Below are 26,512 nucleotides of genomic sequence, written 5' to 3'. Positions count from 1 at the left end.
CTCCTCTGTTGAACACCTTTTTATTCAGAATGACTATGGCCTTCTATGGGAAACATTAATAGCTAAGAAGGGGGACTGACGAACTATGGGTAACGGATTAGATCAAGGGTACGGGGTATTAAAATGCAAATTATCTAATGAGAATACCATATATAAGCTAGGTGTCAAAAATAATCATGTCCAGGTACTGGTTGAGGTTGAAGGTGATATTAATAAAAAGTACAGGGTGGCTATCAATATCAGATCAAGCGCAAAAGCGGAACATTTACCGGAGGACACCGCAAATCAGGTGCTTTATTATGTGGGCGAAGATTTCAAAGCGGAAGAAACGGCCCGTTGGCTCACGCTTGAATCCGGCTTCACGAAGATCACCGGGCATAACCGGAGCCTTGCCCTTGATTATATCAGGGGAAACCTGGTGATTCCCAGTAAGATGGTAGCTCTGCCTAATACGAACCGGAATGAACCCGAAGACAGCGATCCCCGCAACAATCTTTATGATAAAATCACCTCTTATCTCAAGGAGGCACAGCAACAGGATGCAACCCTGTACGTATTCGGCGAGCCTTGGGGACCCGAAGAGGATAAGCCTGATAAGTACTTCGGCTTCTCCCCTGGGCAGGGCGTTCATAATATTCATATGAACCAAGGCAATGCGGGCGGGTACGCCAGTGAAAATGGCACATGGCAAGACGGCGGCGTCCTTATTCATTTCGAGAATGAACACAGATGGGTGGCTATCTTCCTGGCCTTCCAATCCCAATCCTGGTGTACCAACGACCAGGGAGATGCCACCAAGCCGGTTAGTGAATGTAATCATACCAATGCTTTGTCATGAGCCAGCACCATCGCATTAACCGCTGATACGATATCCTTGGCATCCAACTGTTCATCCAGCCTCAAATGAAGTTGTAAGGTAGAGACTGATGATTGGTTAGCAGAAACAATGAGCTCGACCTCATGAGATGAAAGCACCTTTGCTTGCAGGATTTGCAGCCAGGGGATAATATCCGGTAACGCTTTATCCTCCGAAGGACCAATTTCCATGCCATCCACCCCAATAGGTGAACGCCCGTCGAAATACTCAATCCTTAGCACAGGATAAGAGGGGAGACTGTTCCTCTTCGAGGTCCTAGCGGCTTCCAGCTGATGGCGGGAGGTTTGTTTACGACCGATAACTATTTTCCACAAAACGATACACAGGGAGGGGATGAAGAAGCAGAGCACCGCCAACCAACCACTGGAGGTCTTGATATAGACGGCAAAAAAGAGGGCTGCGGATAGAATCGCAAGCAACCAGATGTAGAGCTCCTGCCTCCATTTGGACTGGCGCTTCCCGGATACTGGAGGAATGGACTGTGCTGGTTGAATATCGGTAGCTTGCTCCGGTTGAGCTGCCGTTCGTTCCCTCCTAGGCAAATGCTCCCCATTCAGCATATAAAAGTTATCGGCTGCTCCCTGCCAGACCTTCTCCTGCGAGGGATGCGGCGACTGCCAGAGGGTAACGTATTCTTGAATGTCTTTTAGATACAGGGCAGGATCGCCCGTGAATGAGAAATATTGCGAAAGCTCCAGATGAATAACAGCAGAAGAATAACGCTGTACATGGGTCGATAAGGTTACCAGCCACTCATGTACAGGAGTGGAAAGCGCTGGGAAATGGGCCAGCGTGCCGGGTAAACTCAGGCGCAATTGCTCTGCAGCATCCGCCCATGGAATCTGCCATTGGAAGGCCTCTGAAAAATGTTCCCACTCAGGCAAATCCTCCACATCCGGTTGGTCCATATGGGGTTGAATCTTGCTCCAAGCTTGCATAAGCTGCCTGCTATAGCGCTGGAACTGGTCTTGGCTGACTAGACAAAACCATATTGGAGCGAGAAAATTATTCGTTTCGAAAGCTGTATTCTCATAATCAATCAAATCTGTATCGGCACTGGTAACACTCAGGAATGTCCGGTTTCCCATATAAGATCCTTGCCTCCTTGCCTCCTAGCATCCAACCATAAGCTCCCCACTTTACTTAACTAAAGGTTAGAAGAATGGTAGATGTTGATGCTTGCATAGAAAAAAGGCGCAGTTCCAAAAAACCGGAAACCCGCGCCACTATCGACTTTGTAAGAATGCTGGTGAAGGGAATTGAACCCCCGGCCTACGCATTACGAGTGCGTTGCTCTACCCCTGAGCTACACCAGCTTACAGACGTTTGCGTCTGCCAAGCAAAAAATATTATAACTCTTCCAGCGGAAAACGCAAGCCCTTTTTCCGCTGGTTGCTGTGTCCTCAGCCGTGCATCAGCCCCAGCCCGCGGAAATAATCCAGTGCGAGCTTAGCGCTTGCAAGGGAGGACTCCTCATAGGCCTCTTGCTCCACAATATAATAGAGAATTCCGCTCTGCTCCGCGATCTCGAAGACGCTCCGGAAATCAACCTCTCCCTTTCCGAGATCGGTCTCCTCATTGTCTGCTCCGAAGTCCTTCATGTGAACCAGCGGAACACGGCCGGCGTACCGTGACACATAATCAACGGGCCGGGCTCCCCCCCTGTATACCCATCCCAGATCAAACTCAGCCAGCATATGCTCGGCAGGAATCTGCTCCAGCCAGATATCGATGACCGCCTTGCCGTCAACCTCTTTGAATTCATAATCATGGTTGTGGTAGCCGTACTGCATCCCCGCCGCCCGGACCATCGCGGAAGCCTTCTCCAGGAATGGAATGATTCTCGTTACATCCTCTATGGAAGGGTTCGGCGGAAGCGGTGCCGACGGGGTGATCATATATTGCAGTCCGAGCTCTACACCGTATTCAATCTCTTTGGCTAATGCCTGTTCCATCTTATCCAGACTGCTGAAGTCCAGGCCTACATGCGCCGAAGGAGCCGCCAGGCCAAGTTCATCCAGCTTACGGCGCAGTTCCCCTGCAGATACACCGAAATAACCGGCGAATTCCACTGCCTGGTACCCCATCTCTGCCACCTTGGCCAGTGTGCCGAGGAAATCGCGTTCCGTCTGGTCACGCAGTGTATACATTTGAATTCCGATCTGCTGAGCTGCTTCTGCCATGAATAATCCGCTCCTTATTATCATTTCTGATTAGATACTGTATTCCCGCTACTCTCCCTGTAGCTTGCGCTCCACGGATTCCAGCTTGCTGCGACTGGTCGAGATCTTGTCGCGCCGGTCATCGATCTTGAGCGAGGTTGAGACTCTCTGCGCCCCGGCGGTGAACGGCGACTCGTGCAGCGCTTCTACCGCAGCCAGAATCCGCGCTACCGGCCCCTCAATAATCGTACCCATAGAAGTTAGCTCGTAGGTAATGCCCTCCACCGTCTCCAGCACGCGCTGCATCTCGGCCACATAGCTGCTGAGACTGGTGCTGCCTGTCCCAATCGGAATAACGGTCACTTCGCCAATTGCCATTGTGAACTGCCTCCTAATGATCTGATGTGCCTGCCTCTAACTTATCCTCTTATTGTAACGCTTCGCCAGGCTTGCTACAAATCACCTGCACCCTCTCTATTCTATTAATATCCGTCAAAATGATTACCAGGATTAGACGCACTCTATTTATGGATTCTTTGTGGCGTATTTTCGGAGATTTTATGAAAAATTCACGGCAGATTCATAGGAAAGTTGTGGATTACCTGTGGACTAACTGTGGATCAGCTGTGAGTAAAAGCGCCGAACCCGCTCCCCGTGCGGGATTGCAAAAAAACATTTACAAACACAATATATTGCGGTAGCTTTAATAGATAACAACAAAATATAGTAGAAACGGGTGTTTCACCCCTTGTAATAGAGGTGCGACTTAATAGGGAAGCGCGGTGCAAAACCGCTGCGGTCCCGCCACTGTAACCGGATGCTCCCAGGGTGCGATGCCCAGGGCCGCATTCTCCGGCTAATTGCCACTAAGGGGCGGAATAAGCCCCCCGGGAAGGCGCCGGAGGAGTTGCCGGAAGCCAGGAGACCTGCCTGTTTCGGTGGCACCGCTTAGACTCCTGCGAGGAACAGGGAAGGTGTCCGTATGCGGCCTGCAATAGCAGAGTTAGCCTTCCGTCAATCGGGCCAGAGGCTGCCGATACCTGAGGACGATCGCGGATTATTTTCAGGTATCGGCTCTGCGGAATATACAAGAACGGGCGTAAGCTATTTGCCCCTTGTCTGCTCGTATATTCCACCCAGACCACAGGCAAATTTCCGCTTCCCGGATCTTTGCATCATGCATTCGGGCATTTCCGGCCTTCCCGGCCGGAGGTGCTTTTTTAACGCTTACAATACCCGAGAGGAGAGAGTTATATAATGACGCTGCTGGAGAAACGTTATAACGAAGGACAAGCTGCACAGGAGGATCTTTTGGAAGAGGTCATTCATCTGGGACGGGATATTATCGACAGCCGGGATCTGGATCTGCTGCGCGAGAACGCCAACCTGAACGGGGAGAGCTTCTCCGGCAAAATGAGCAAATTCGGCAGTGAATACTCCAAATGGTATGCCCGCAACTTCACCATGCCGCCGCAGCTGGTACAGGCTACCCTGGATAATGTCGTCTATGTGCATGACCTGGATCAATACGCCATCGGAACCACCAACTGCATCTTCATCCCGTTCGAACGGCTTCTCCGTGAAGGCTTCAACACCGGCAACGGCAGCGTACGGCCTCCCAACTCGATTATGACGGCGATGTCGCTGGTGGCGATTATTTTCCAGTCGCAGCAGAATGCGCAGTACGGCGGTGTGTCCGCCAACAAGCTGGATTATGATCTGGCTCCTTATGTGACCAAGTCCTTCTCCAAGCTCTTCCGCAAAGGTCTGGAGTATTTCGAGGAGAATGCAGAGGTTTCAGAACTTGGGGAGATTACGATGAGCCGCAGCGATCTGGCTGAGCAGTATCCGCGCGCCTTCCGTTTTGCCCTGAAGGAGACGCAGAGCGAGACCCTGCAGGCCGCAGAGAGTATGGTACATAACCTGAATACGATGTCCAGCCGCTCCGGCGGCCAGATTCCTTTTACCAGCATCAACTACGGGACCTGCACCTCCCCGGAGGGCCAGCTTGTGATCAGCTCACTGCTGACGGCTACGATGAACGGACTGGGCAGCGGGGAGACGCCGGTGTTCCCGATTCAGATCTTCAAATGCAAGCAAGGCATCAACCAGCAACCGGGTGACCCTAACTATGAGCTGTTCCTGAAGGCAGCGGAGTGCTCGGCGCGCAGATTGTATCCGAACTTCGCCAACCTGGACGCTCCGCTGAACATGCAATATTATGATCCGGCTGACCCGGATACCGAGTTCGCTACGATGGGCTGCCGGACCCGTGTGCTCGGCGACCGCTTCGGACGCAACCATTGCTCCGGCAAAGGCAACTTGTCCTTCAATACGCTCAACCTGGTGCGTCTTGGACTGGCCCACGGCACGATAACCGGCCGCCGCCTGGCTGCTGATGAAGAAGGGTTCTTCGACGACCTGAATCACTATATGGATATTGCGCTGGACGGTCTGCTGCACCGCTTCCGTATCCAGGCTTCCCAGAAGGCCAAAGCCTCCGATTTCATGATGCGTGAAGGCGTCTGGGAGGGCGGCGAGCAGCTTGCCCCTGATGACAGTGCAGGCGAACTGCTGAAGCACGGCAGCCTGTCGCTGGGCTTCATCGGGATGGCCGAATGCATGAAAGCCATGTACGGCAAGCATCACGGCGAAGATATGGAGATTCACGCCAAGGCTGTAGCCATTGTCCGCCACATGCGTGAATATTGCGACCGCAAGAGCGAGGAGCTTAACCTCAACATCACCTTGTTCGCAACACCGGCCGAAGGTCTCTCCGGTAAGTTCACCAAGATCGACCGCAAGGTGCTCGGTTCTATCCCTGGGGTAACCGACCGTGAATACTATACGAACTCGTTCCACATTCCGGTCTACCATGAACTTAGCGCAGCCAAGAAGATCAGCCTGGAAGCCCCGTTCCATGAATATTGCAACGCCGGAGCGATCTCCTATGTCGAGCTGAACGGCAATGCCCGGAGCAATCCTGCAGCCTTCGTCAAAATCATCAAATATGCGCTGGAGCAGGACATCAGCTACTTCAGCATCAACCATCCGATTGACCGCTGCTCCGGCTGCGGCTATGAAGGGGTCATCGGCACGAATTGCCCGACCTGCAATGCCCATGAGGATACCACCCATATCCGCCGTCTGCGCCGGGTTACCGGGTATCTGACCGGTGACTATCAGACCCGTTTCAATGCGGCCAAGCAAGCCGAAGTCCGGGACCGTGTTAAGCATCTATGAACATCTGCGGATATTATCCGGAGTCGATCAATGAAGGGGAAGGCCTGCGGGCCGTCCTCTTCGTCAGCGGCTGCCGCCACCGCTGCCCGGGCTGCTTCAACCCGAAGACCTGGAACTTTAACTACGGGGAGGCCTTTACCCCGGAGCGCCGGCGGGAGATTATAGAGGAGATTGCAGGCAATCCGCTGCTGGACGGCTTGACGCTGGCGGGCGGGGACCCTTTTTTCTCGGCTGAGGAGGCTGCAGACTTCATACACGAGCTGCGCGCCGAGCTGCCGGCCTTCCCGGTCTGGATCTATACCGGCTATACGTACGAGGAGCTTACGGCTTCCCCGGGCTCTGCGGAATGGAAGCTGCTGGCCTTGTGCCAGGTCGTGATCGACGGACGGTTCGTCGAAGAGCTCAAAGACCTTACCCTCTCCTACCGGGGAAGCAGCAACCAGCGGATCATTGATATTCCGGCGAGTCTGGCGGGAGATAGGGTTGTTCTGTGGGAGCCGGAGCTGAGCTTTCAAGGAGTATAACTCCTAAATAGACAAAGGCACTAAACTCCCGCATCCGGGTGGTTTAGTGCCTTTTGATTGTACCGGGGATGATCGGACCGGCAGCGTAACCTTATTCCGCGGCTCCTGTCTGTCCTGCCTTGCGCCCCACCTTATGCTCCGTCTCCTCCGCCAGCTCTTCCAGCACGCTGTTCAGGCGTAAACGCAGCTCTTCAGCCAGCTCAACTACGCCCTGGTCGTTACGAACCGCCTGGGAGTCTACGGCGTAGACGCCGCCAAGAATGTAGCGGGCGCCAAGCACGGACAGTACCGGCTTCAGTGCATAGTCGATCGCCAGCAGATGTGCAAGACTTCCGCCCATGAAGAGCGGCAGGACGATTTTGCCGGCCAGCCCTTTTTGCGGCACCAGATCCAGGAAGGTCTTCAGTACTCCCGTGTAAGAAGCCTTATATACCGGACTGACTACGATTACCGCATCAGCTTCCGCTACGAGCCCATTCGCCTTGACAATGGCCTCGCTCTCGAATTTGGTATGGATCAGATCCTCCGCAGGCAGCTCCGCCACATTGATCCGCTCCACTTCATACCCGCGCTCCCGCAGGGCATTCTCTGCATACTCAATCACGGCATTGATCCGTGAGACCAGCGAGGGTGTTCCGTTAATTACGACTATTTTGGCCATTTCCGCACCTCTTCCGTCCGCATAATAGGATAAACCGGGCTGCTTCGCCGGGCATCAATACTTTAAATTAGTAATAATCCTAGCAGAGTACAAGGAATATTGTCAAACCCCTCTTATGCTTGCAAACTGCTGCCGCTCTGGTTATAATAAACGGCAAACCTATATCCCGACCAGGCCAACGACCGGCATCCAACCGCGAGGCGTCTGCGACCGGAGCAGCTTCCTGTTCCCTAAGTTTACCGGGTTTCGCCCGTTACCGCGAAGACCAAAGAGGGCCTGATTCCGCGCTGCTTAGCTGCTATACGCGAATGAGGTCAACCTGGGTGGCACCGCGAGCTGACGCTCCTCGTCCCATGGATGAGGGCGTTTTTTGCGTTTTTTTACCCACACTTAAGGAGCGGATGCAGATGTTGGATATGAATTGGATCAGGGAGAATGAGGACCTTGTACGGAAGACGGCCGAATGGAAAAGATTGAAGTTCCCCCTGGAGGAACTTCTGGAGTGGGATGACCGGCGGCGGGAGGTACGCCGGGCCACCGAGCAGCGGCGCGCGGAGCGCAACGCGCTGACGAAGGAGGTCGAGCGCCTGCTGCGCGGGGGCGACCCTGAAGGCGCCGAGCACGCAAAGGCGCAGGTGCGGGGCACCCTCAGCGAGCTGGCGCTGCTGGAGGCGGAGCTGGCAGAAGCGGAGCAGCGCTGCGGCGAGCTGCTGCTGGAAGCGCCGAATCCCGTGTCGGCGGATACGCCGATCGGGCCGGATGACAGCGCGAATGTGGAGCTGCGGCGGCATGGCGCGCCGCCGGTATTCGGCTTCCGCGCGCGGGACCATGTCGAGCTCGGAGAGCTGCACGACATCATCGACCTTCCGCGCGGTGTCAAAGCCGGAGGGCCCCGCAGCTATGTGCTGAAGGGGGCCGGGCTGCTGCTGCACCTCGCCGTGCAGCGGCTGGCGCTCGATGTGCTGATGCAGCGCGGCTTCACCGCGATGGATGTGCCCGTGATCGTCCGGCCGGAAGCGCTGGAGCGGACCGGGTTCTTCCCCGGCGGCCGGGACCAGACCTACGAGCTGACAGGCGAGAAGCGCTGGCTGGCCGGGACCTCGGAGGTGTCGCTGGTCTCGCTGTACAGCGATGAGATTCTGGAGCTGGATCAGCCGCTGCGGCTGGCCGGGATGTCGGCCTGCTTCCGCCGCGAGGTCGGCTCGGCCGGCCGCGATGTGCGCGGGCTGTACCGGGTCCACCAGTTCTCGAAGATCGAGCAGGTGGTCATGTGCAAGAACGATCCGGCAGAATCAGAGCAGATGCTCCAGGAGATTCTCGGCAATGCCGAGCATATTCTTCAGCTGCTGGAGCTGCCTTACCGGGTAGTCGCCGTCTGTAGCGGAGACATGGCGATGAAGACCCATAAGCAGTATGACATCGAGACCTGGATGCCGGGCAGAGAAGCTTACGGGGAGACCCACTCGGCTTCCAATCTGCTCGACTTCCAGGCCCGCCGCTCGGGCATCCGCTACCGTGATGAAGACGGGCGGCTGCAATACTGCCATACCTTGAACAACACAGCGGTGGCCACGCCGCGCATTCTGATTCCGCTGCTGGAGAACCACCAGCAGGAGGACGGATCGATCTATATCCCGCAGGCGCTGCGGCCGTATATGGGCGGGGCGGAGCGGATTGAAACGGGAGTGAATCACGGCTGATATCCGGTTCTACAACGTCGACTATAATTGATTTTCTATTAATAATCGATAATAGCCATTCCCCAATATTGGGGAATGGCTATTTATATAGATTTTATACTAAACATTACTACTATTTTTATGCATTTCTAATAAACTTCTCTATTATTCTTTTGAATTGGTCTCAATTTAATATATATTTATATGAAGCGACCCTTTATTTAACAATTAAATGGTAGAATAATGGGGAATGCCAATCATAGTTTTGAGAGGAGTGGGTTTAGGATCATGGTTATTTCTCACAGGATGCGAAGATGGCTGTCTACAGGGTTATCCGTGCTAATGCTGCTCGGACTGTTAACGCCTGCTGGACAAAGTGCACAGGCAACAGCGGATAACAGTAATATTGTAATCTCACAAGTCTACGGTGGCGGCGGCAACGGCGGCGCTAAATACAAAAATGACTTCATTGAATTATACAATCCTACGGATACAGCAGTGAGTCTTGAGGGATGGAAGGTGCGTTATGCCAGTGCCAATGGTGACCTAATTAACACATCCGACATCTCAGTATTAACAGGAACCATTGCCGCGAAGGGATACTTTCTGATCCAGCAATCGGCTGGTACCGGAGGTACGGTTGAATTGCCAGCCCCTGATTATACAGGAACATTAAAGCTTGGAGCTACCAATGGCAAAATTGACCTTGTAGATGCCTCCAATGCAGGTGTTGATATGGTTGGCTTCGGAACTGCCACTACTTATGAAGGCAGCGGAGCTACAGCCGCACTAAGCAGTACCCTTGCCGCAGTGCGCAAGACCGCAGACATTTCACCTGCAGATAACCGTGCCTTCGATACCGATAATAACTCTAAGGACTTCACCGTCCAGCCCCCTGATCCCCGCAATAGCCATTATGGTCTCAGTCAGACTGTAGCGCCGGTTATTGCCACTCCGTCTGCCAATGCCTGGCCCGCAGGCACTGAAATCTCCCTTAATACTTCAACCGTTGGCGCATCCGTGTACGCCGCAGTCTACATAGACGGCGCCGAAGCGGCATTCAAGCCATACAGCACCCCTATCCTACTAAATGCACCCACGACAATCAAAACCTATGCTGTATCCGATGCAGTCTATAGCACAGAATCGAGCTATGATTACACTCTCCTTAAACAACAGGATATTGCCTCTGTCCGCCCGGCACCTAAGGGTCAGAACGTATGGACGGAAGGAACGGTTACACACATCGACGGCGCAAAAATGTACATTCAGGATGCCACTGCTGGCCTTGTGCTGTACGGGTACCCTGACTTCGCCAAAGCAGGAGATATTGTTAATATTCAAGGTGTTATGGATATCTACAGTAACCTCCAGGAACTTAAACCGTCCGCCGGGCTTAACTACAGTGTAGTGACTCCGGATGCCGGTGTTCCTGCTCCCCAGTTAATTACCGCCGCAGAACTGACAACAGCAAATGGTGAAGCTTATGAGGCTAAACTTGTCACACTTGAGAATGTAACAATCAAAAGTAAAGACGGTAAGAATGTCACCGCCATTCAAGCTGAGCAGCCGTTCAGAATTTACTCTGACCTGCCTCAACTGACCGCAGAAAAGCATTTTGATAGAATCACCGGTGTTATTGAACAGTTTAATGATGTCTATCAATTCATTCCGCTGAATGCCGAGAGTCTGGTAGAAGAGCTATTCTCTGTGACCGCCAGCCCCGGCGCCGGACGAATCATTAGCGGAGGCTCTGTAACACTATCCAGTCCTACAGAAGGAGCAGCTATCTATTATACGCTCGACGGCTCAGAACCTACCGTGACCAGTACGTTGTATACCGTTCCGGTTACGATTACTAAGGATACTGTAATTAAAGCTATCGCTTCCATTCCGGGCCAGACCAGCAAAGTATTCACGTTCAGTTATACCGCTTCAGCGCCTCCGCGCATCCATGATATTCAAGGGGAATCCCATTCCTCTGAATATGCCGGCCAGACCGTTACTGATGTCGAGGGGATTGTTACCCAATATGGATATACATTTGCGAACGGCAATTATAAAGGATTTTTCATCCAGGACCCTAAGCCGGATAGCAATGACAATACCTCTGAAGGCATATTCGTATACAGCACGAATGCCAGCCTGAAGCCCGATATTGGAGATCATGTGACTGTATCGGGTATGGTGTCGGAGTACAATGAGGGCAGCAGCAAGAATCTGACTTCCACCCAAATTACACTCAGTACAATCAAGACAGTTGCCAAAAACGTAAAACTTCCAGAGCCTGTAGTTCTGGGCAAAGGCGGGCGGATCATCCCGTCCTCAGTCATCGACGATGATAAACTAACCGAATTCCAGCCCGATGAGGATGCTATGGACTTTTATGAATCGCTTGAGGGGATGCTCGTTACACTTCCGACTCCTACGATTCTCAGTCCGTATTGGACAAGCGGCGGCGGTACCTCCACCGTATATAACATTCCTACGAGAGTGGACAATATGATGGACGATGTTATTACACCGGCAGGCGGACTTGTTCTAAAAGGCGCCAAAAACCTTAATCCGCAACGGCTGCTGATCGCCTATGGCAATCCCGGCCAAGAGGTTGGTACCGGTGATACATTCAACGGTGATGTGACCGGAGTAATCGGCTACAACAATGGAAATTTCAAGGTTATTCCGGCGAATGGAAGTCTGCCCGGCATTACGCAAGGAAGCTTCACACAGGAGACCTCTACGATTGCTGTAGCTGAGGACAAGCTGCTGGTGGCTTCGTATAATATCGAGAACTATTACCCTGGCGTAGGAGCCGCGAAGATTCAGAAGCTGGCTCAGTCCATCGCTGTAAATCTCCAGAAGCCGGATATTATCAGCGTCGTTGAAATGCAGGACAGCAACGGCGAGACTGACAACGGTATCGTGGAAGCCAATGCCGCCGAGCTGATCGAAGCGATTCAGACCGCCGGAGGCCCGGCGTACCAGTATATTGATATTGCTCCATCGGATAAAGCAGACGGCGGTGCTCCCGGCGGTAACATCCGGGTTGGATTCCTCTACAATCCGGTAAGAGTCAAGCTGTCTGACAGCATCAGCGGACAGAAGGGTTCCGCTCTGCAAGCGGTCAGCTACAATGCGGCTGCGGACAAGCTCACCTACAATCCGGGAAGAATTGACCCGGCGAACGATGCCTTTAAAGAATCCCGCAAGCCGCTTGCGGCACAATTCGAGTTCAAAGGCAAGAAGGTCATTGTAATTGCCAATCACTTCAATTCCAAGTCGGGGGACAACGGCCCGTTTGAGAACGTTCAGCCACCGGTTTTGTCAAGTGAGACACAGCGTCACAAGATTGCCGCCGTCGTGAACGGCTTCGTCAAGGATGTGCTCGCAGCCAACCCGTCGGCGAATATTATTGCCATGGGCGACTTGAATGATTTCCAATTCACCAAGACCGCAGATATTCTCAAAGGTAATGAGCTGGACAATCTGATTGACAAGCTGCCGCTTAATGAACAGTACACTTATACGTATGACGGAAACTCACAGGTACTGGATCATATTTTGGCGAGTAAAAATATTGCGAAATCCGCAGAAATGGACGTTGTCCATCTTAATGCAGACTTCCCGGCATCGCGTGGACGGGCATCCGACCATGATCCGGTAGTCGCTCAGTTCGACCTATCCAACTTCGCTCTGCGTGTGCTGCACACGAATGACACGCATGGACATCTGGAGACGATTGCCAAGCGTGCTACGGCGATCAAGCAGGAACGCAATCCCTATACTCTACTGTTAGATGCAGGAGATGTGTTCTCAGGGACACTCTATTCCACTACGTTTAAAGGCATGGCGGATGTTGATTTCATGAACGACCTCGGCTATGACGCGATGACCTTCGGCAACCATGAATTTGATCAGAATAAGGAGCATCCTGAATACCTGAGAAATTTCGTGGAAGCGGCGAAATTCCCGTTCGCGAGCGCAAACATTGACTTTACCTCTAAGAACAGTGAGCTTGCAGACCGGTACCACAACGATATCGTTACCATCGGCGAAGGTGACACCGCGTATAACGGGAACATCTATCCGGCTGTAATCAAAGACGTCTACGGGGAGAAGGTCGGTGTCTTCGGCCTGACCACTGAGGATACGGTCGGATTATCTTCTCCGGGGGATAAGATTAGCTTCAAGGACCATATAGAGAGCGCGAGGAACACTGTAGCGATGCTCGAAGCTAAAGGGGTTAATAAGATTATCGCGGTAACCCATCTGGGGTATACCGTAGACAAGAATCTCGCTGCCGCCGTCGACGGCATTGACATCATTGTCGGCGGGCATTCTCATACCAAGATCGACAACCCTCCTGAGCCGGTTACCAACGTTGGTACAGGTAAGCCTGTGCTGGTGGTCCAGACAGGAGAATACGGCCAAAATCTGGGTGAGCTGAATGTTGTCTTTGACAAAAACGGTGAAATTGTATCGTACAACGGAAAGCTGCTGGATGTAGCCAAATACGCTGAAGATCCGGCGGCCAAAGCCAAGCTCGCTTCTGAATACGATTCTAAGCTCTCCGCCGTTCGGGCTGAGAAGGTAGGATATTCAGACGTTGATCTCTACACAAACCGCGACATCGACGGGAAATCCGTCCGCGTGGTGCGTAAGGAAGAGACGCCGATAGGTAATATGATTGCGGACAGTATTGCGGAGAAGGTTACCGAGCTGATGCCTAACTTCGTGTCCAAGGAGGAGCTTGGTACGATCAAAGGCGTCGTGGCCATCCAGAATGGCGGAGGGATCCGTGCAGCGATTGATAAGGGTGAGATTACGATGGGCGAAGTGTTAACCACACTCCCATTCAATAACAGCCTGGTTGCCCTGAAGGTTACCGGCGCGGAGATTATCTCCTCCCTGGAGAACGCAGTCAGCGGCCTGGAGCTAGACCAGGGACGTTTCGCCCATGTCTCGGGGATGAAATACACGTATGATTCGACTAAAAAACCAGAGATTGTGAGTTCATTGACCGGTCAGGTGACCCAGACCGGGGAACGCATCATCTCCGTTGAGATCAAGCAGGCGGACGGATCTTACCAGCCGATTGATCCGGCAGGCTATTATATTCTGTCCACGAACTCCTTCATGGCTGGCGGCGGGGACTTCTACCGCGCACTGGCTTCAGCCAAGGCGGATGGACGTTATTATGAACTGGGTCTTCCCGACTTCGAAGTCCTGCTGGCCTATCTGAAGAAGCATAATCCGGTAACTTCAAGCGTTGAAGGACGGATCACCGATCTGAAGGGTGCCGTTCCAAACCCAAGTCCGACTGTAACGCCTACTCCGGCTCCAACCACGGCACCGGAAGGCGGAAGCCCAGGGGGCACCGGAGGAGTGACTCCTACGGCAACGCCATCAGTAACCTCTACTCCAAGCGCGGCAGCACCGCAGGTTACCACGCTTACAGCAGCAGAGCTTACAGCGAAGCTGGCCGCACTGCCAGCCGGTTCTAGTGAGCTGATCATTCCGCTTACAGCGTCGGCAGGAGGCGCACAGGTTGTCCTGCCAGGCAGTGTGCTGGTTCAGCAGGCGGCTGCCCGCCCTGATACCGTGCTTACCTTCACCTCATCAGGCGGAGCCTCCTACTCCCTGCCGCTGAGCGTTGTGAACGGATCAGCACTGGCTGCAAGATTTGGCACCGGGGAGTTCACGGTCACTGTCTCGCTGCTTCAGGCCGGACCTGCTGCACTTGACGGTCTGAACAAGGCCATTGCCGCACAGGGCAATGTGGTCACACTAGCCGGCCCCGTCATTGAATTCAGTGTCACTGCCCAGGCAGGCACCACCAATGTACCGCTGAACAGCTTCGGCAGCACTTATGTGAAGCGGACAATCACGGCCACAGGTGCACTTGATGCCAAGGGTGCGACCGGTGTCGCCTTTGACCCGGCCACGGGCAAGCTTTCCTTCGTGCCTTCTGTCTTCGCAAGCCCGGCAGACGGACATACAGAGGTAACGATCAAGCGCAACAGCAACAGCTACTACACTGTCGTTAAATCGTCCAAGACCTTCGGTGACACTGCCGGCCATTGGGCACAGGGCTCCATTGAGCTGCTGGCCTCCAAGCTGGTGATTAACGGCACCAGCAATACCGCCTTCTCACCTGCGCAGTCTATTACACGGGCAGAGTTCGCAGCCTTGATCACCCGCTCGCTGGGGCTTGCACCGGCAGCAACAGGAACATCCTTCAGTGATGTCCGTGCTGGCGCATGGTACACGGATGCTGTACAGACAGCAGCAGCCGCAGGTCTGATTACCGGTTATACCGATGGCAGCTTCAAGCCGGGCAGTCCGATTACCCGGCAGGAGATGGCAGCCGTCCTGTCCAAAGCTATGAAATACACCGGCAAGACCCTGACGGCCGATTCGGCTGTACTGGCTAAATTCCGCGATGCCTCAAGCATCCCGGCCTGGTCCAGAGCAGCGGTAGCAGAGATCGCCGCCGCAGGCATCATCCAGGGTACCCCTGATGGTGCGTTCGCTCCGGCGAAGCTGGCTACCCGTGCGGAAGCGGCTACGATGCTGGAGAAGACCTTGAAGTCGCTGCAATTCATTAACTAACGCACGCACGCTACAGCGTTATACGAGGTTTAAATCAGTAAAGGCGGTTCCCAAGGCGCATGATGCGCTGCGGGAACCGCCTTTTTTTGAATAATAAGATTTGCCAAACCAGAAAAGTTCGTTTATGATAAAACAAATATAAGTTCTATGTTTATAGAACTTTTTTTAATTCCAAGCTCAGTTATCCTTCACTATCTATTATCTCTGTTATATCTAACCCCACTACACCAGAAAGCAGGAATTCCTTATGGATTATAAAGTAACTGTGGACTTCGCGCCTGTCTATGAATGCATTACCAGCCTGAACGCTTTTATCGGCAAGCAAAATCATACGGCTATGGATGCCGGGACCTCCTGGGTCCGCCAGGTCCAGACGCAGTTTGCCCCTGTCATGCTCCAGCGCATGAAGGAAGTGCTGAAGCTCACCGATAATTTCAGTCTCTCCCCCTACATCTGGAGCTGTCCCGGAGAGCGTACGCCGGAGGCATTCCTGCATTGGTTCGAAGAATTGTCTCCGGGGGAGCTCTACGACATTGCCGGGCGGTTCGGGCAGAGTGTGCCTGCGAATCTTGCCGGGCTGCGGGATGCTGCGGCTGAAGTGATCCGGGTGTGGAATGACAGCTATTTCAGCAGCATTGATCCGGCCATTATGGAAGGGCTGCGGCAGGAGGCCGAAGCACGGGCAGCGATGCTGGACGGCACGAATGATATGGCCATCTACGAGGCAGCTACCGAAGGAATGCGGCTCTATCCGTCTAAGACGCTGAAGCAGGTTATTATCACTCCGCAATATCATGCCCGACCGCTGGTCATCTCCTCTCAATATGATGAGTTTGTGTTCACCAGCTACTCTTGTGATGCGCTTCCCCCCGAAGAAGGACGGCCCACTGCCGCGCTACTGCGGCTTACCCGGGCGTTATCGGATGAGACCCGGCTGTTCATTCTCCGGCAGCTTACCGGCAGCCAGATGAATTTCACAGAGATTGTGAAGGCGGTCCAGCTGTCCAAAAGCACGATTCACTACCACCTGATCGCGCTGCGCGCAGCAGGTCTGGTCATCGTTCACACCAGCGGCAAAAGTGTCTCCTACAGCCTGCGGCTGGAGGCTCTGGACGATCTGCCTGGGCAAATTGAGGATTACCTGAAGGGGTGAGAAAGTTGCAGAAACGGAGCTATTACGGATTGTTATCCACGGTTTCACTCAGCGCCTTCGGCGACGCCTTTGGGCTGCTGGCCATGGAGTGGCTGGTCTATGACCTGACTGGCTCCAAGGTAGCGATGGGGGCGCTTGCGCTCAGCTCCATGATTCCCGAGCAAGTGCTGCGCCTGCTCGGCTCGCCGCTATCCGACCGGCTGCCCCGCGTGCGGTTCATGGCCTGCCTTGCCGTGCTGCGGCTGCTGGCGCTCCTGCTTCCGCTCGGCATGGGCCTCGCCGGCCATCTCCAGCTCTGGCAGCTGTTCGCGGCCGCCAGCCTGAGCGGCGCCTGCTCCGCGCTGTTCCTGCCGACGGCCATGGCCGTCATCCCGGAAATCGCCGGAACCGGCAAGCTGATGCGCGCCTTCGCCATCATTGACGGCTGCAAGGGCGCTGCCGTGCTGCTCGGTCCAGCGCTTGCCGGTATCCTGACCGCGGCCAGCGGCGCCTTGCCAGCGCTCGGGGTCAACGCCGTCTGCTATATGGCTGCGATTGCCATGCTGCTGTGGCTGCCCCGGATGGGCAAGCCCGCCGGGCCGCCTGCTGCTGCCGTTTCCGTATCCGGCTATCTGCGGGAGGTAGCCGAAGGCTTCTCGTTCTATCGGCGGTTCCCGGCCATGCTGACGATCATGATGATGGCTGCCGTCAGCAATCTTAGCTCCACAGCCATATGGACGATGATGGTCCCTTATGTCCGCGAGGTGCTGCACCGCAATGCGGCGGCTGTAGGTACGCTGTCTACAGCTTCTGCGCTTGGGTACCTCGCCGGACTCGGGGTCATCTCCATCATGGGCGAGATTAAGCAGCGGCGCGCTGTCATGCTGGGCAGCCTGGGCTTGTCAGGTATCGTCACCATGCTGTGGGGCTTCATCCCCAGCTATGCCTTCGCCTTGTTCGCCGTATTCGCCGCCGGGCTGATGGGGCCGTTCTTCAGTTCCCTAAGCTCCTCCCTGCACGGGCGGCTCGTACCCGGTCAGCTTCAGGGCCGGGTGAATTCGGTCCGCTTCCTGATTGGCGGGAGCCTGTCGCCGATTGGCGCCTTGGCAGCCGGTACGGTCGCTGAGCTGTACGGGGTTCCTGTGCTTTTGATTGCCGCAGGCCTTCTTCCGGTGCTGTACGCCGGAGTGGCCCTGCGCCTGCCCGGCCTGAAAGCGCTGGACGGCGACCTGTCTGTGCTGGAGCAGCGGGACCGCCAGCGCCAGGAGGCTGCGCTGACGGGCAATGCATCTATGTAGATGGACCTTAAGGAGCTGACAGTGTTGCATTCCGTGCAGGATCTCTGCGTAGATCGCCCCTATCAAGCTCCAGTGTTGCACTTTATGCAAGATTTTTCTTAATTTGTTACTGATTATGGCACATTGTTGCAGCTTTTGCAGGATTTCGGGCGATTCGGGGCTAACGGGAGCTGGATTGTTGCATTTCGTGCAGGATCTCCGCACAGGCCGTTCTTATCGAGCCCCATTGTTGCATTTCATGCAGGATTCCTACACACTGCCCCCTAGCGAGCCCCAGTGTTGCACAATGTGCAAAATTCCCGCGCACGCCTTACGCCGCCCCACGCCAAACAGGCGATGCCACATGCGCATCGCCTGTTTATCGTAACTCTACCTGCTGTGCTGCTATCCAGTAACTGCTACTCAGGACTCCAGCCGCCCTCACTGGTCACATAATGACTGGTGTCCCCGTGCAGCACAATCTCCGGCACGCCGTCAGTAATATCAATTCTGCATAGGCAGGTAGGGTGAATGTAGGGCAGATCCCATAGCTTGTCCATGGCCCGGTCTTCAAAATAAGCCATCAACACCTTCACTACTACCGTATGGGTGGCAATAAGGATCGTGCCGCCTTCGTGCAGGTCTATGAGCTCACGCAGCTTGCCGAGCGCACGCTCCTGCACTGCTGCGAAGGTCTCGCCGCCCTGGATGCTGAACAGCGCCGGGTCCCCCCAGAATAGCTGGTGCTGCTCCGGGTACTGCTCCTCCAGCTCACCGGCCTCCCGGCCTTCCCAGACGCCAAGGTTAATCTCTTTGAACTCATCATAAGCGGTAAGCGGGATCTCCCGCCCGCCCCGGATAATCTCTGCCGTCCGCAGCGCCCGGGGGCTGGAGCTGGCATAGACCGCGTCCAGATGGACATCCTTCATAGCCTTGCCCAGCCACTCCGCCTGCTGGACGCCCAGCGGCGTAAGCGGCGAATCCTGATGACCCTGCATCCGCTTCTGCACATTCCATTCCGTCTGCCCGTGTCTTGTAATATACACCGTAGTAGTCATGAATTCCGATTCCCCTTTACCCAAGTATGTATCGATAATTACCTGCGGCGGCGCTCCAGCCACTTCACCCCATAATCGACAATCTCCCGCTGCGGGACCAGCTGCGCCGCAGATGCTGCAATGAAGCCCTTGGCAATCCGCCCGGTCTCCTTGTCAAAGTCCGCGCCAAGCTGAGCGAAATCATCCGAATTCCAGTTGTAATCACTGAACTCCACCCATTTCCGGACGCCATCCACCAGCATCGGAGCACCTGCGATAACCTCCTGCTTCCCTGCATAATCGGCCCGGTGCTCCGCGAGATGCAGCGAGGTATTGTTCCCATGGTCCACGCCAAGCAGCAGCACGCTTCCCCCCAGCTCATAGATCCGGGCCAGCGGCGACCGCTCTCCGAAGGCATATTCCAGGCCATGGCTGTCAATAATGACATCCCGGTGCTTCCCCCAGGCGGCAAAAGAATCAATCGGATGGCTGCTGCGCCGCACACCCCGCTGCTTGCGGAAGCAGTCCGGGATAATCCCCATACCGCGAATAGGCGTCAGGTCCGGGTCGTACGCCGGCATATGCTCCCGGATCTCCGGCCACCAGGCCTCCGGCACCGGCGGCCGGCTCCAGCCGGACGGATCGGTCAGGTCTGAGGATTGCGTCGGCATCACCAGCGTGCCGTCTTCACCCAGCACCTGCTCCAGCGCGAGGATCACGGCAACGGGTCCGCCTGCCACCCACTGCCCGAGTGACTTCAAGGAGGAGTGCAGCAGCAGCGTCATCCCCTCCTGCACACCCAGCTGCCGGAAATCGGCGGCAAGTCTGTCTGCCGTAATCAGTGTTCCTTGGATCTCTTCCATACAAATACCTCCAGACCTTCCATCTATCCTATCATAGATCACAAGTGGAAACGACTTTGCCGTCCTTTTAAGGACGGTATCGTTTCAGCGAGAAATAGAAGGATAATTCCTCATGTGAAACATATGAATTCTTATATTTGAACCTCAAGTCTTGCCACCCGGCCCTTAACTCCCGCTCATTATCATTCCTGCAGCTGCTCTAATCCTAAGACTCCTTATCCTCAGCCTGGCCGGGATAACGCCCCATCAGCAGCTTCGCCCGGTATTCCCCGGGAGAGATACCCTCCAGCTCCTTGAATACCCGTGCGAACTGCTTGCTGTTCTCGAAGCCGACGGACTCGGAGACGGAGGCCAGCTTGACCCGGTTATCGGCCAGCAGCTCTTTGGCGTGACGGATGCGGACTTTTTTGAGATACAGCACGAAGCTCTCCCCGGTATAGGCCTTGAAGGCCTCACTGAAATAAGAATAGTTCAGGGACACATAATTACTGACCATCGCCATGTTCAGCGGACGCGCATAATTCGCTTCGATATACGCCAGCGCTTCCTCCATATCGGCATGCTCGGTATGAGCGGATTTGATGCCTATAATATAATCGTTAACGCTCAGGAGCAGATGCTCCAGCGCACGGTAATAGTCGTGGAAATGGCGGAAATTATGCAGGTTGCCCACTTGGCGGTAGAGCTTCAGCACCTCCACCGAAGCTTCGCCATGCGTACGGAACACCTCATCCAGTACGCGTTCATTCATACTCCGTCCTACATTCTCCAGGTAGCTCAGATCCAGCCTCAGCAGATGCTCCGTCTGAAAAATAACGCCAAGCAGCGCCTTGATTTCCTTCTCCCGCCCGGTTCCCAGCATATTAAGCAGCTTCCGCAGCTCTTCCTCCGGGAGCGGGAAGCTCAGCCGTCCAGCCTGAATATCCGTATAGTCCACGAAGCTGGCCTGCGGCGACAGGAAGGTATATTGCAGCGCCCGGCAAGCCTCCAGATAACAGGCGCGGAACTGCCCGGCGCTGCGGCTCTCCCTGCTGATTCCGAGCAGCAGCCGCGTAAGCTCCTTGGACTCGGCCCTCTTGGCCAGCTCCAGGAAGCTCTCCCCGCCACCGACCAGCACCAGCTTCCCGTCTCCGTCCGTCAGAATCTCCTTGAATTTGTGCTCTAGCGGTCCGCCCAGCTGCTCCAGCAGCCCCTGCACTTCTGCAGGCTTCATCCGTGTACCGTCACTGTGATAATAGTTCAGCACTCCTACTGTAAAAGGCACTTCAAGCCCCGCAAGCTCCTCATGCTGCGCAGACGATACCTCGCCCTCCTGCTGCATCAGGAGGCTGCGCAGACGGGCCGCCCGCAGCTCGCGGCGGTAGCCCTCTGCTTCCTGCAGCTGCTTGTGGCTGCTGAATTCCCGCTCTTCCCCTTCCTTGGCTATCCGCTCCAGAATCTCGAACAGCTCCTCACGGCGGATCGGCTTCAGCAGATAATCCTTGACGCGGTAGCGGATCGCGCTTTTGGCATATTCGAAATCATCATGGCCGCTGAGTATAATGACAGCCGGAGCCCCATCCGCCGCTGCTTCCGCAGACAGCCGCGCCAGCAGTGTAATTCCGTCCATGATCGGCATCCGGATATCGGTGATAATCACATCCTGCCGCTCCTGTTTGTACAGCTCCAGTGCTTCCGCGCCGTTGCCCGCCATCGATATGCTGTAGACAGCCGGATATTCCCGTTCAATCATCGCCTTCAGGCCTAAACGGATCATTTTTTCATCATCCACAATCAGCAGATTAGTCATAGCTGTTATCCCCCGTCAATAGAACTTTGGGCAGTGACATGTACACGGCCGTCCATTTTCCCGCTTCGCTCTGTACCTCCAGCCCGTAGGCTTCACCGTAGAATAGCTGCAGCCGCTGGTGCACATTGCGCAGTCCGACGCCGCCCGCCTTATATCCTCCGCTGCTGATCCCGGAAGCGTCCGCTCCAGGCTCCTCTTTCGCATAGATCGCCTCATGCAGCGCCAGCAGCCGCTCCGGCGTCAGTCCCAGACCATTGTCGCGCACGACAATTAGAATCTCCGTCCCGACCTCCGTCAGATCAATCCGCACCACGCGGTCCTTAAGCTCGACTCCGTCCGCATTCCAGGCATGCTTCACACTGTTCTCGACAATCGGCTGCAGCGACATTTTAAGCACCTCCACTTCCAGATAAGCGCTGTCAATATCCAGCTCTAACCGGATGGTATGCTCGAACCTGATGTTCATAACCTCCACATAATTCTCAATATGGCGGATCTCGTCCCTCAGCTTGACGTATTCTCCGCTCCACTTGAAATTATAACGCATCATGCCGCCCAGCCGGGTCAATGCATCCGAGATGGTCCGTTGGTTCTCGATTTCGGCCAGCATCTTGATATTCTCCAGCGTATTATAGAGAAAGTGGGCATCGATCTGATTATGCAGGGTGCGCAGCTCCGCTTCCTTGGAGAGCGCCTGCTTATGGACCGCCTGGGCCACCAGCGTATTGATCGTATTCAGCAGCTTCGAGAAATGATGGGCCAGCTCCCCGACCTCACCGCCGCCGTTGACCCGGATGCTGCCGTAAGGCTCACCTCTGCGGACCTTCTTCATCGTCTCGGTCAGGCGGCGGAGATTCTTCAGAATAAATGCGTTCATGATATAGGCAATGACCGTTACCAGGAAAATAAAAACGATATTCGCCCCAATAATCAGGTTGCGGGTACGCGAAATATCCTTCATTAATCCCTTCATGGAGACCACCGTGACCAGGGAAGCATTAATCTGCTCCAGCGGCGCTTGAATCAGCAGGAATGAATTCCCGTTCTCCTCGTAATCCATCTCCCATCCGCCCATCTTACGGTAGACATCCAGCCGTTCTTTAACGGCCGCAGAGAGTCCCGGATTCTCCTCCAAGAAGGAGTGGTCCGTCCGGGTGAACAGGTTCAGCTCCTCATCTGCGATCATCATCTGCGATTCATTGTCCTGCACAGAGGTGAATGCCTTAGGTGCGAACTTGCTCAGCTGCATATCGACCTGCACCATCCCGACATGATGCCCGGCAGGAATGCTTTTCTCTTTAAGCAGCGACACCTTGGCCGGACCAGCCTCCACCTCCCCTGCGTAGCGCTTCATGAGGTCGGGATCCCGCTTCTGAAAGGACCAGTAATGCTGTCCCTCCATCTGCAGCGCTTTTTGAAACCACGGTTCCATCGATACCCGGTCCTCACTGAAAATAACCGGCCACAGCTCATGCACATTCTTATTGCTGGAGAACAGCCGCAGATGCTCAATATTCGGATTATTGAATTGCATCTGGCTCAAGCTCACAAAGGTAGTTGTATTGAAATCGATCAGTTCTCCAAGCGAAGGCTCATCCTCGCTGACCAGATAGCTCTCCACCCCTTTATCCGAGGAAGCCATCTGGGCGACCCGTTCCATCGCTTCAATCTGGTTGAGCACATACAGCTTCTCCATCTGGAGGAGATAGCTGTTCTTCTCAATAGAATCACGCTTATAAGTATTATTGATCGCTCTGTACGAATAGAGGGACACCAGCAGGCTGGGTCCCAGAATAATGAAGATATATGCAGCAATCAGCCGGCTCTGCAGTGACCTCCGCCCCCACCAATAGCGGAAGGAATTCCATAATGCCCCTGTTCGTTCGCGCATGCTCACCTCTTGAAAATAGCCCAAAAGCCCGCAGTCTGCGGGCCAATGGGTCTTATATTTAAAAACTTACATTCCGAGTTTCTTTTTGTTCTCTTCATATTTCGTCTGGCGGTAGGCATCGAAGGTCGCCTGGCCGTCCTTTTCTTTCTTGGCGAGATAATCGCTCCAGATCTTATCGAAGTCTGCATCGGAATCCGCCATCAGCAGTTTCGGCAGTGTTTTACCGCGCAGTTCCTTCAGTTTGGTAGCGATAATGCCTTCCGGCGAGTTGCCGGTAGGGTCAATCAATTGGAATTCAGAGGTATTGACGGATTTGCCCTTTGTCCAGTCTTCCAGTTGCTTGTAAGGCTCCACAGATTCCGGCTTCCATTGTTCGGTAATATTGGTGTTCTGCATCATCCAGAAGGTGAAGGATGAACCGTATTGCTTATCAAAGGCTCCGCGGTCACTGTTCATCAGCTTCAGCGCTTCAGGCAGGAATTGGTCCTTGCCGTCAATTGTATCATAGCTGACCCCTTTTTCACCCAGGAAAAGATCCTTTTGGCCTTCTTCACTGTTCAGATAGCTGAGGAATTTAATCGCACGCGCTTTATCCTTCACGTTCTTGGAGATCAGGGTCACCGTCCAGCCTGAGATTCCGGGGCCGTCCAGGGCCGGAGGGTCCATCTTGGTGTTGGCCGGTCCGTCAACTGCAATGTACACCTGCTCAGGGTTCTTCTGGAAAATCGTACCGAGCTGGGAAGCGAAGTCTGTGCGCTGATACAGCATGGCGAAGTAGCGCCCTTGTACGATCTTCTCTTCCATCTGCGCACGCTTGTCAATGAAGATATCCTTGGCCAAGAGCCCGTCCTGGTTGGCCTGGCGGAGCGTTTTCATCCAGCGGACATACTCCGGATCCGTCTCACGGTCATAGACCTTGCCGTCCTTTTCCCAAGGAATGTTCAGGAAGTTCTGAATGTAGCCTTCCAGCGAGTCGTTGCCGGTCTCTTTAAACTCATGCAGCCCCAGCGGGATCAGCGGCTGGCCGTTCACCTCAGGGAATTTCTCCTTCGCAGCCTTCAGCGCGGCGAGGAAACCTTCAGGAGTACGCATATCCGGGCTGCCGATCGCTTCATAGATATCCTTGCGAACCGCAAAGGTCTGGTTGGATACATAGGCGTCGCCATATTGCTTATAATCAGCCGGGGAGGACGAGGAGTTCGGATACCCGTAGACATTGCCGTCCGGCTGAGTGTACCAGCCGAGCTTATCCTTATCCGATACTTTGTAGAAGTACGGGTCATATTCATCGGCCAGCTTGTTCAGCGGAAGAACCAGATCGCCTTCAATCATTTTTTTGATCGCATCTTCCCAGAACCCAAGGGTAATGAAATCCGGCAGCTTGCCGGAAGCAATCAGCGTGTTCAGCTTCTCGTTCTCATTGCCTGCAGGCACGATGAAGTTAAGGTTAACGCCGGTCTTCTTGGTCACATATTGGGAAGTAGGGTCTACACCCCATTTATTCGGGAACCAGGCAAAGTTCAGATACCAGTCAAAGGTAATCGGTGAAGTATCGCTCTTCCAGCCCGGTTCATCGGCCGAAGCCGCAGGTGCCGGAGTTGCAGCGTCTGTTGCAGGTGCCGCCGTAGCCTCCGTGTTCGCCGGCTTGTCATTCGCCTTGTTTCCGGATGAAGCATTATTGCTGTTACCACAGCCCGTTGCAGATAAGGCCAGCATGAGTCCCAACATCAGCAGGACCGTTTTCTTCGGCTTATGTTTCATGCCCATTTGTTTACCCCTTTTCTAGATCATAATATTTATAAGCTCAACCCCGTAGCCCTTCAGACACCCGGGCGTTGGAGGAGTTACCTGTGGCTTGCAGATACTTAGCCCTTAATCGAACCAATCATCATACCTTTGACGAAATAACGCTGCAGGAACGGATAGACGAATACGATTGGCAGTGTGGTCACGACCATGGTGGCCAGCTTGATCGACTGTGAGGTGACCGTTCTTGTGGCCGCGCTGCCCTGGACAGCGGTCATCATGGTATTGGAGCTGGATTGGGCCACGACCCGGAACAGATAGGTCTGAATCGGCTGAAGATCCACGTTGTTGATGTAGATAATGCCTGTAAAATAATCATTCCACTGGTAGACTCCGTGGAACAGGGCGATGGTGGCAATGACCGGCATGGAGACCGGCAGCACAATCCGCAGCAGAATCGACCAGTCGTTGGCCCCGTCAATCCGCGCCGCTTCATCCAGACCATCCGGAATTTCCCGGAAGAAGGTCATGAAGATAATGAGGTCGAAGAAGCTGAACATCACCGGGATGATATAGACCAGGAAGTTATCCAGCAGATGCAGGTCGCGGTTCAGCAGGAAGGTCGGGATTAGCCCGCCGTTGAAGAACAGGGTGACCGTACCGATCAGAATGTAGATTTTGCCGCCCACCAGATCCCTGCGGGATAGAGCATACGCGACCATTGCTGTGAAGAATACATGCACGGCAACACCGACTACTGTCTTGGCTACGGTAATGGCCATCGCCAGCATAATGCCCGGACTTGCGAAGACCGCCTCGAAGTTCTTCAGTGTGATGATGCGCGGCCACCAGTAGATTCCGCCCAGCATGGCGTCATTGCCGTCATTGAAGGCGTTGACCAGCACATACCAGATCGGATAGAGCGTCAGGAAGCAGACGCAGAGCATGACCAGATTATTGATGATGTCGAAGATGACTTCGCCTTTGGTTCTGCGTTTGAGTGCAAACATAGATAGATC

17 protein-coding genes, 1 tRNA gene and 1 riboswitch are annotated in these 26,512 nt (G+C 54.4%); of the genes, 7 read left to right on the top strand and 11 right to left on the bottom strand.

Translation table 11 applies throughout. The features are described from left to right. The first annotated feature begins 85 nt into the window (after positions 1-85). Positions 86-838, top strand: coding sequence for a YukJ family protein (locus tag NST26_RS01785; protein WP_340978353.1), 753 nt, complete (start codon positions 86-88; stop codon positions 836-838). On the opposite strand, the gene NST26_RS01780 is transcribed toward NST26_RS01785, so the two are convergent. The 4 genes from NST26_RS01780 to NST26_RS01765 all read right to left on the bottom strand — a co-directional run bounded on the left by NST26_RS01780 (position 817) and on the right by NST26_RS01765 (position 3,417). Then, positions 817-1,965, bottom strand: coding sequence for a hypothetical protein (locus NST26_RS01780; RefSeq protein WP_340956460.1), 1,149 nt, complete (start codon positions 1,963-1,965; stop codon positions 817-819). The two genes, NST26_RS01785 and NST26_RS01780, sit on opposite strands and share 22 nt — an antisense overlap. Positions 1,966-2,121: 156 nt before the next feature. Then, positions 2,122-2,193: transfer RNA gene (locus NST26_RS01775), tRNA-Thr, on the bottom strand. Positions 2,194-2,280: 87 nt separating this feature from the next. After that, on the bottom strand, positions 2,281-3,060 hold the full coding sequence (locus NST26_RS01770) for a sugar phosphate isomerase/epimerase family protein (protein WP_340956462.1): 780 nt from the start codon (positions 3,058-3,060) through the stop codon (positions 2,281-2,283). A 48-nt stretch (positions 3,061-3,108) separates the two neighbouring features. Continuing rightward, positions 3,109-3,417, bottom strand: coding sequence for an MTH1187 family thiamine-binding protein (locus tag NST26_RS01765; protein WP_340956464.1), 309 nt, complete (start codon positions 3,415-3,417; stop codon positions 3,109-3,111). Positions 3,418-3,756: 339 nt separating this feature from the next. After that, a riboswitch (cobalamin riboswitch) is annotated at positions 3,757-3,987 on the top strand. A gap of 309 nt (positions 3,988-4,296) precedes the next feature. On the opposite strand from NST26_RS01765, the gene NST26_RS01760 reads away from it, so the two are divergent. Continuing rightward, complete coding sequence (locus NST26_RS01760) at positions 4,297-6,282, top strand: anaerobic ribonucleoside triphosphate reductase (protein WP_340956466.1); 1,986 nt, start codon at positions 4,297-4,299, stop codon at positions 6,280-6,282. Next, positions 6,279-6,806 carry an anaerobic ribonucleoside-triphosphate reductase activating protein gene (gene nrdG, locus NST26_RS01755; RefSeq protein ID WP_036732670.1) on the top strand — a complete coding sequence of 176 codons (528 nt, stop codon included), beginning with the start codon at positions 6,279-6,281 and terminating at the stop codon, positions 6,804-6,806. Before NST26_RS01760 ends, nrdG begins: the two co-directional genes overlap by 4 nt. Before the next feature lie 91 nt (positions 6,807-6,897). On the opposite strand, the gene ssuE is transcribed toward nrdG, so the two are convergent. Further along, the gene (ssuE, locus tag NST26_RS01750; protein ID WP_036732673.1) at positions 6,898-7,467 is read right to left on the bottom strand and encodes an NADPH-dependent FMN reductase; all 570 of its coding nucleotides are present in this window, start codon (positions 7,465-7,467) and stop codon (positions 6,898-6,900) included. A 407-nt stretch (positions 7,468-7,874) separates the two neighbouring features. Between ssuE and serS the strand changes: the two genes are divergently transcribed. The 4 genes from serS (at position 7,875) to NST26_RS01730 (ending at position 18,188) form a co-directional block, all read left to right on the top strand. Next, complete coding sequence (serS, locus tag NST26_RS01745; RefSeq protein ID WP_036732676.1) at positions 7,875-9,167, top strand: serine--tRNA ligase; 1,293 nt, start codon at positions 7,875-7,877, stop codon at positions 9,165-9,167. 267 nt (positions 9,168-9,434) lie between these two features. Next, on the top strand, positions 9,435-15,758 hold the full coding sequence (locus tag NST26_RS01740) for an S-layer homology domain-containing protein (protein ID WP_340978350.1): 6,324 nt from the start codon (positions 9,435-9,437) through the stop codon (positions 15,756-15,758). 247 nt (positions 15,759-16,005) lie between these two features. Beyond that, on the top strand, positions 16,006-16,911 hold the full coding sequence (locus NST26_RS01735; protein WP_036732679.1) for an ArsR/SmtB family transcription factor: 906 nt from the start codon (positions 16,006-16,008) through the stop codon (positions 16,909-16,911). A 5-nt stretch (positions 16,912-16,916) separates the two neighbouring features. Next, the gene (locus NST26_RS01730) at positions 16,917-18,188 is read left to right on the top strand and encodes an MFS transporter (RefSeq protein WP_036732687.1); all 1,272 of its coding nucleotides are present in this window, start codon (positions 16,917-16,919) and stop codon (positions 18,186-18,188) included. A 398-nt stretch (positions 18,189-18,586) separates the two neighbouring features. On the opposite strand, the gene NST26_RS01725 is transcribed toward NST26_RS01730, so the two are convergent. From NST26_RS01725 to NST26_RS01700, 6 genes are all read right to left on the bottom strand, one after another. Next, positions 18,587-19,225: a histidine phosphatase family protein gene (locus NST26_RS01725; protein WP_340978349.1), complete on the bottom strand. Its 639-nt coding sequence runs from the start codon at positions 19,223-19,225 to the stop codon at positions 18,587-18,589. 38 nt (positions 19,226-19,263) lie between these two features. Beyond that, positions 19,264-20,067: an aminoglycoside N(3)-acetyltransferase gene (locus NST26_RS01720; RefSeq protein ID WP_340978348.1), complete on the bottom strand. Its 804-nt coding sequence runs from the start codon at positions 20,065-20,067 to the stop codon at positions 19,264-19,266. A gap of 205 nt (positions 20,068-20,272) precedes the next feature. After that, complete coding sequence (locus NST26_RS01715; RefSeq protein ID WP_340978346.1) at positions 20,273-21,856, bottom strand: response regulator; 1,584 nt, start codon at positions 21,854-21,856, stop codon at positions 20,273-20,275. Further along, positions 21,849-23,747 carry a sensor histidine kinase gene (locus NST26_RS01710; protein ID WP_036732696.1) on the bottom strand — a complete coding sequence of 633 codons (1,899 nt, stop codon included), beginning with the start codon at positions 23,745-23,747 and terminating at the stop codon, positions 21,849-21,851. The genes NST26_RS01715 and NST26_RS01710 overlap by 8 nt, the downstream gene beginning before the upstream one ends. 66 nt (positions 23,748-23,813) lie before the next feature. Next, positions 23,814-25,514, bottom strand: a complete 1,701-nt coding sequence (locus NST26_RS01705) for an extracellular solute-binding protein (protein ID WP_036732697.1) — start codon at positions 25,512-25,514, stop codon at positions 23,814-23,816. A 98-nt stretch (positions 25,515-25,612) separates the two neighbouring features. Further along, positions 25,613-26,503 carry a carbohydrate ABC transporter permease gene (locus NST26_RS01700; RefSeq protein WP_036732706.1) on the bottom strand — a complete coding sequence of 297 codons (891 nt, stop codon included), beginning with the start codon at positions 26,501-26,503 and terminating at the stop codon, positions 25,613-25,615. Positions 26,504-26,512: the final 9 nt, after the last annotated feature.

It is taken from the genome of Paenibacillus sp. FSL R7-0128 (assembly GCF_038002245.1).
GTDB classification, from domain to species: Bacteria; Bacillota; Bacilli; order Paenibacillales; family Paenibacillaceae; genus Paenibacillus_AQ; species Paenibacillus_AQ silagei.
Note: the sequence above shows the minus strand (reverse complement) of the source record. Positions and strands in the feature narration are given on the sequence as shown.

What these genes read in the sequence shown, in the direction of transcription:
- NST26_RS01705 (WP_036732697.1), bottom strand. Translation starts at nt 25,514, where the DNA reads ATGGGCATGAAACATAAGCCGAAGAAAACGGTCCTGCTGATGTTGGGA.
- NST26_RS01765 (WP_340956464.1), bottom strand. Translation starts at nt 3,417, where the DNA reads ATGGCAATTGGCGAAGTGACCGTTATTCCGATTGGGACAGGCAGCACC.
- nrdG (WP_036732670.1), top strand. Translation starts at nt 6,279, where the DNA reads ATGAACATCTGCGGATATTATCCGGAGTCGATCAATGAAGGGGAAGGC.
- serS (WP_036732676.1), top strand. Translation starts at nt 7,875, where the DNA reads ATGTTGGATATGAATTGGATCAGGGAGAATGAGGACCTTGTACGGAAG.
- NST26_RS01700 (WP_036732706.1), bottom strand. Translation starts at nt 26,503, where the DNA reads ATGTTTGCACTCAAACGCAGAACCAAAGGCGAAGTCATCTTCGACATC.
- NST26_RS01785 (WP_340978353.1), top strand. Translation starts at nt 86, where the DNA reads ATGGGTAACGGATTAGATCAAGGGTACGGGGTATTAAAATGCAAATTA.
- NST26_RS01715 (WP_340978346.1), bottom strand. Translation starts at nt 21,856, where the DNA reads ATGACTAATCTGCTGATTGTGGATGATGAAAAAATGATCCGTTTAGGC.
- NST26_RS01735 (WP_036732679.1), top strand. Translation starts at nt 16,006, where the DNA reads ATGGATTATAAAGTAACTGTGGACTTCGCGCCTGTCTATGAATGCATT.
- NST26_RS01710 (WP_036732696.1), bottom strand. Translation starts at nt 23,747, where the DNA reads ATGCGCGAACGAACAGGGGCATTATGGAATTCCTTCCGCTATTGGTGG.
- NST26_RS01740 (WP_340978350.1), top strand. Translation starts at nt 9,435, where the DNA reads ATGGTTATTTCTCACAGGATGCGAAGATGGCTGTCTACAGGGTTATCC.
- NST26_RS01780 (WP_340956460.1), bottom strand. Translation starts at nt 1,965, where the DNA reads ATGGGAAACCGGACATTCCTGAGTGTTACCAGTGCCGATACAGATTTG.
- NST26_RS01770 (WP_340956462.1), bottom strand. Translation starts at nt 3,060, where the DNA reads ATGGCAGAAGCAGCTCAGCAGATCGGAATTCAAATGTATACACTGCGT.
- NST26_RS01760 (WP_340956466.1), top strand. Translation starts at nt 4,297, where the DNA reads ATGACGCTGCTGGAGAAACGTTATAACGAAGGACAAGCTGCACAGGAG.
- NST26_RS01720 (WP_340978348.1), bottom strand. Translation starts at nt 20,067, where the DNA reads ATGGAAGAGATCCAAGGAACACTGATTACGGCAGACAGACTTGCCGCC.
- ssuE (WP_036732673.1), bottom strand. Translation starts at nt 7,467, where the DNA reads ATGGCCAAAATAGTCGTAATTAACGGAACACCCTCGCTGGTCTCACGG.
- NST26_RS01725 (WP_340978349.1), bottom strand. Translation starts at nt 19,225, where the DNA reads ATGACTACTACGGTGTATATTACAAGACACGGGCAGACGGAATGGAAT.